General features: G+C 43.2%; 2 protein-coding genes. Both read left to right on the top strand.

Going from position 1 to position 6,435, the window contains the following annotated elements; all coding sequences use genetic code 11:
• A partial coding sequence (locus tag ABJD64_RS01395) for a hypothetical protein (protein ID WP_348181614.1) occupies positions 1-3,682 on the top strand: 3,682 nt, incomplete at its 5' end.
• Complete coding sequence (locus tag ABJD64_RS01390) at positions 3,679-6,057, top strand: hypothetical protein (RefSeq protein WP_348196026.1); 2,379 nt, start codon at positions 3,679-3,681, stop codon at positions 6,055-6,057. The genes ABJD64_RS01395 and ABJD64_RS01390, both read left to right, overlap by 4 nt.
• Positions 6,058-6,435: the final 378 nt, after the last annotated feature.

Raw genomic sequence — 6,435 nt, 5'->3', positions numbered from 1 at the left:
CAACATATTTGCAGCCGGACTCCTCGAATTGGACAATGGCCGATTAGGCGAATGGGCCTTTTCTATAGATACCGTACAGATCGATATTGTATCCAACTCGCTGGTAGATGGTTCACTATTGGGCCAGATCCATGTACCTATAATGGATGAAGAAAATTCGCTAAACTATTCGGCTTTGATGGCTAAATCTGACGACGGTGTAGATCTCCTGTTTACCATCAACACCGAAGAAGATGTGAGTGTAAGCATGTGGGCGGCCGAATTGTCCCTGGCTTCAACATCTGTGATTGCAATAGAAAAAACGAACGATGGTTTTACTCCATATGCCGAGCTCTACGGCGATGTCACACTTGATATCGAAATACAAGAGGGCAACAGCTTTGAAGTAGAGGCAATGGCTTTTGAAGGGCTAAAGATCAATCACCCCGACGAAAACCAAAGAATAGCCATAGATGCCTTCTCTCTATTCGGAGGGGGCAGTGGTTTTGATGATGATGATTCATCTGAAGAGAGTGAAGAAGAAGAACAGGAGTCCTTGTCAGGTTTTCCAGTGTCGATAAGTAACGTGGCTTTCGAAGAAGGCGACGGGGATCAGGCCGGTATTGGTTTTGATCTTAATATCAATCTGACAGGTGATGATTTAGGTGTCGCCGGGACTGCAAGCATCATCGTAACTGGAGCCTACGATGCTTCCGGCGCACCTTTCAACGCCTGGGAATTTGATGGAGTAGAATTGAGTAAGGTCGAAGTAGAGGCAGATGTTCCAGGTGCTTCCTTCTATGGAAGTATTGAGATCTATGATGGCGACGAAACCTACGGAGAAGGTTTCAAAGGACTGCTAGGTGCAGAGTTTACAGGAGTGGGGCAGTTGGATGCCTTGGCCCAGTTCGGCAAAGTAGATGGTTACAGATACTTCTTTGTGGATGCTTACATGCTTACTTCTGCTCCGGTCATAGATGTGCTGGGTATTGGTCTGTATGGTTTCGGAGGCGGTGTGTTCTATCACATGTCGAGAGACAGTACAGATCCTGCAATGAACCTCGAAGCTGGTACTTTGTATCAGGAGCCGGACGTGCTCGGTGTATCACTTTCAGGTATAACATATACACCAGATGAATCTACCCTCATTGGCTTAAAAGCTGGTATGACGCTGGGTATTGCACCGGGAACCACTTTTAGTGCAGATGCAGATTTTGAAATGACCTTTGGACTCTCAAATAGCGTGCCTTCTATTCGAAGTATTGGCTTTGGTGGAGATGCCTACTTTATGGCACCCGGAAGTATTCTTCAGCGGGAAGACTCACAGGTCATTGGTACTTTCGATGCCAATCTCGACCTCTCAGATATAGATGACCCGGTTTTTACTGCCACAGCTCAGATTACGTTTGATACGGAAGTGGTCACTGGTTCCGGATCTGCCGCCATGAAACTATCCGATGATGAATCATACATCTGGATTGGAACCCCTGATAATCGGGTGGATGTAGAAGTAGCCGATATAGCTACCTTCGGGATCTACGCCTGCATGGGGGATAAAGTTCCGGATATGCCTTCTCCTTCGGATGTCATCAGCAACTATAATGGTGACGATCCTGAAGAAACAACAGGATACACGGCTAATTCCCATGTGATGTTTGGAGGCATGTTCTCCGTACCTCAGAAAGATTACAATGTCGGGTCTTTTTATGCAAAAGCTGATTTTACCCTGGGTTTTGATGCATACCTTGCCCAAGTCACGTCTGATTGCTCGTATTCGACAGGAACTATTGGCCTTGACGGTTGGTATCTGCAAGCACAGGCCTATGCAGCAGCCTCTGCCGATATTGGTTTAAAGGTCAAGGTCTGGTTTTATTCAGGCAAGGTAAGTATCCTTAGCTTCGATGGTTATATGCTGATGCAATCTCAACTGCCTAATCCGACCTGGGTCAAAGGTGAGCTTTATGCCAAATACAGTGTACTTTCTGGTGCAGTCAAGGGAAGTGTAGATTATGAATTTGAGGTAGGAGATAAATGTACTTTCACGACGGTACCGGAGGATCCGATATCTGGAATTTTCGCGATTGGTGATATTTATCCGGACAATAGTGCTAGCGACATATCCGTGTTGGCCCAACCTACCATTGCGATGAATTTCCCGTTGGACGAAACAATGTCATTTACCGTGTTGGACGACAATGGCGACACGGAGGAACTCTATTACAGACCTACTTTAGTGTCCTTTACATTAGAAGGTGGAGACGAGGATCCCAACTACACATTGGTTGAAGGTGAAGACGGTGAAGAAGTACATCTGCAAATGATCGAAATGATGGATGAAAAATCATGGTACACTGCCACAGCCACCGTGAAATGGCAAACCCGTGAAAACAATAAAGGAAGTTGGGAAGATGTAGATGACGCCGTAGAAGTCAAAACCGTAAGATTCAAAACCGGAGACAAACCTAATGAGATCACTGCAGATTTTGTTGAGTTTACCTGGCCATTGGAAAATACCAAGAATGCCTTTTATGTAGAAACATTGGAGATGTATGCTCAGACGGAGAGCTGGGACTACTTACTGGATGATCCCGACTATGACTATTACTTCAAACTCACCAATATCACTGAGGATGAAGTGAATGGTTATTATTCCATGTATTTCAAGACACAGAATGGCTACAGTGTCGCGTATACAAATGCAAAAACTACCTTGCTGAATGCCATGGCCAGCAATAAAGGGGATATTTGGTCGGTAGAGATCATTGGAAAACCAGAAGGAGAAAGTCCTTTTGATGACGACTGGCAATCCACCAATACATCGACCACGACGACCACTAACGACGAGGGGGTAGAGGTAAGCAATACCGAAATCACCAGTAGTCTGAGTGGAGACCTCTCTATTTACACTTACTACTTCAGGAATTCGGATTACACAGCCATGGTTGATAAAATAGAAGATTTGAGAGTTCATATTGAAATTCAATCAAAATCTACAGGCATATATGAGAAACCATATGTAGCCAATGGGTCTGATTATTTATGGCTCAACGGCCATGTGAAAGAGCATGGTGACAATACTGCGTATTTGACTGTTGGCGGAGGATATAATAGTGAGGAAATGTTTGATAAATATGAAGCCTATGGGTTCACCTCACCAAATGGATATTTGGATATCCCACCGATCATCGAACTTGCATATATAGATAAGGAGGATTGGGAAAATTCAGACTCGGATCTGATTCAGGACTACTATACTAGTTGGAAATCACTTAAGGATTTGGGGGAATATTTTCAAAGGGTGACTGATACCGGATCTAGCTCATATGTTGGAAAAATGGACGATTATTATCCCAAAATGTTTTCAGACTATCCCCGATTCAATATCGAAGGAAAAGAGAACATGTATATATACTGGGACAGTTGGAATGCCACCTCCGATTTGACCTTACAGACCAGTGATATCTCAAAGGGCACGACTAATAAAAGCAGAGGGGCGATGCCGGTCATTTATGATAATACTGAACAGATCCTGAATAACATCGAATCCAGCATGTATTATATCTATTGGAAAGTGAAAGGGAAATATTATACAGATCTGATTCAAGGCGATATTAGCTTAGACGGATCTCTCACAGGCGCGACCTATCAACTGTATCTTGATGGAAATACTTCTTCAACAATGACCTTTACTTTGGAAAAATGATGAGAAAAAAAGCCCTTAAAGCAATGAAACTGATATTTAGTGTGAAGAAATTAGACCTTCTTCTCTTGACCCTACTTGCCACAACCTGTCTTATGGCTCAGGATAATTCTGAGCCTAAGGCAAATCCCCGAGTGCAGCGTATTGTGGAATCAGACTCAGCAGATCATTCCTCTTATGAAAAAAAGGTTGAACGACGAAGAAAACAATCTATCGAGAGGAGAAAAGCCAAAGAAGAGGCCCGAATCAAAGCCTCAGAAGTTGAGGCTCCCAGATACATTGCCATACAGGCCAAGGCTTACAATGACTCAATAGTCCTGCGCTGGGCCCCAAATCATCGAAAATTATGGTTAGATGGGATGAAAATGGGGTATACTATTGTGAGGCATACATTCTCAGGTCCCGAGTTGGATATAGACTCCCTGCGGGAAAATAACATCAGACTGAAACCTGAAGATGTACAACCGCCCACTGCTGAGCCTCTCACAAGTTTTGAAAATCCAATCAAACCTTACGACTCTCTAAAATGGAGCAAGGCATTTCCTACCGATGACAACTATGTCTTAATTGCTGCAGGTGCCACAGTTGGTGCACTTGAAGTTTCTAAAGATGCAGGATTCATTGCCAAGGGTAAACAGGACGAATCTATTTTTGGATTGGTTTTGATATCAGCAGATTTCTCAGCTCTTGCCGCAGATGGACTGGGATTGAGATATGTCGACAGGAACGTCGAACAAGGCAAGCGATATCTTTATAGTATCATGCTGGCAGACTCGTTGTCCCGGGTCCCCATTGAAGAACTGGATAGCACAGCGCAGCAAAGACGTGTGGAAAAAATACTCCAGGAAGATGCAAGCGATGTCTTCGTCAGGTATGATGAGCCGGAGGCTTCAAAAACCGTAAAAAATGTAAAAACCCTATCAGAGGAAAACCAGGTCTTCCTTCAATGGCCGGTCCCAGGCAATGTGTTTTCCGGATATGTTATTGAGCGCAGTTCGGATGGCGGTATAACTTTCGATAGTCTGACTGTCACGCCTATGCTGCCTCAGCCCTATGAGAAAATCGATTCAACGGGTATTCAGAGATATTACCAGTACAAGGATTCTGTAAGTCAAAATTATCAACCCTATTTGTATCGCATTACAGGTATCGATGCTTTTGCAGATAGAAGTATTCCAATATTGGTAAGCGGTATGGGTGCAGATAAGTCCGCACCCAAAAACCCTGTGATTAAATCAGGTGAGTACATTGAAGAGACAGGAGATATTCGACTAAGCTGGCGACTGCCAGAGATACCTGATGATTTTGCTGATCTGCATGTTGAATTTAATTACCACCCCGACTCAGCCTTCGTGCGATTGGAAGCCGAGTCAATCGATCCGAGAGATACGGTGTATCATTATACTCCACTGCCAGATGAGTATTCTCACTATTTCAGGATGGCTCTATTGGATACGGCCGGTAACTCTAGTTACTCCTTTCCCATATTTGTGAACATCCCGGATACAATACCACCTCCGGTGCCGACAGAGGTTCACGCTGAAATAGACTCTACCGGAGAAGTAGAGATCAAATGGACAGATGAGCACGTAGATGAGTTGGGTTTTTTGGGGTATCGCGTCTATTACAGCAATAGTCTAAAACATGAATTTACCCAAATCACAACCAAGCCAATTATATCTAATTTTTATATTTATCATATTCCACTCAACACGCTAACTGAGAAGATCTACTATAAAGTACAGGCGGTAGATAATAGTTACAATCACTCAGAGTTTTCAGAAATAGCTGAGGCTATTAAACCGGATACGCTTCGGCCAGTTACACCAGTCTTTAAAAATATCAGAGCCACGGAACGTTCATTAGAGCTCTCTTGGACACCAAGTAGTAGTCACGACGTGGTGGGCCAGCGGTTGATTAGAAAAAATGGAGAAGAGACCATTGAGATCGCTATAGAGAACCCGACGCTGAGTACATATAGTGATACCACAGTTCAAAAAGGCATCATATATGAATATCGACTACTAGCCATAGATGATAATCAACTGAGATCCGAGCTTTCCTTTCCTCTTCGAGGCAAGAGGATCGATAAGAAAAGAATGAATTCGGTATCGAGCTTATCGGCTAGCTATGACAAAGGCCTACAGGAAGTAACGCTGAACTGGAACTATGATGAAACGGAAGGAGATTATCGCTTCATGATCTATCGAAATAAAGACAGCGAAAAAGTCAAAAACTATAAATCGGTAGACTATAGCTCTACTAAATTTTCAGAGACTGTGAAGCAATCCGGCACCTATTACTATGCAGTGAAAGTTATTCATAAAAATGGATCGAAAAGCCAGCTAAGTAATCCGATCAAGATAAAGGTCAAATAGACTGATTAGTCATCATGACGTTGACCTAAAAAAGCCTCAGGTGATTAAATAGACTGCCTGAGCCGTCCAGAGTGATATTTGGATGTCTACTACATGTCTACAAGAATTTGATTTCTGCCTTAGTTAATCTCATAATATTGTATTGCACTCCAGTTGCGAAAATGATTTTATACACAAGGAAAATATCTTCTTGGCTACTGTCTCAATGTAGCTTCTCACTTAAAGGATATCGGATTCGATCCCTGATGGAAAATATCGTCATTGAGACAAGCCGATCCAATTGCCCCTAAATCATGATCACATTCAACATCAAATCGCTCAGCCTTGTTTTGCTGCTGGTTTTATCCCGGTGGGCAACCTGTTATGGTCAACTCTATC

Source organism: Reichenbachiella sp., from assembly GCF_039944555.1.
Classification (GTDB): Bacteria; Bacteroidota; Bacteroidia; order Cytophagales; family Cyclobacteriaceae; genus Reichenbachiella.
Note: the sequence above shows the minus strand (reverse complement) of the source record. Positions and strands in the feature narration are given on the sequence as shown.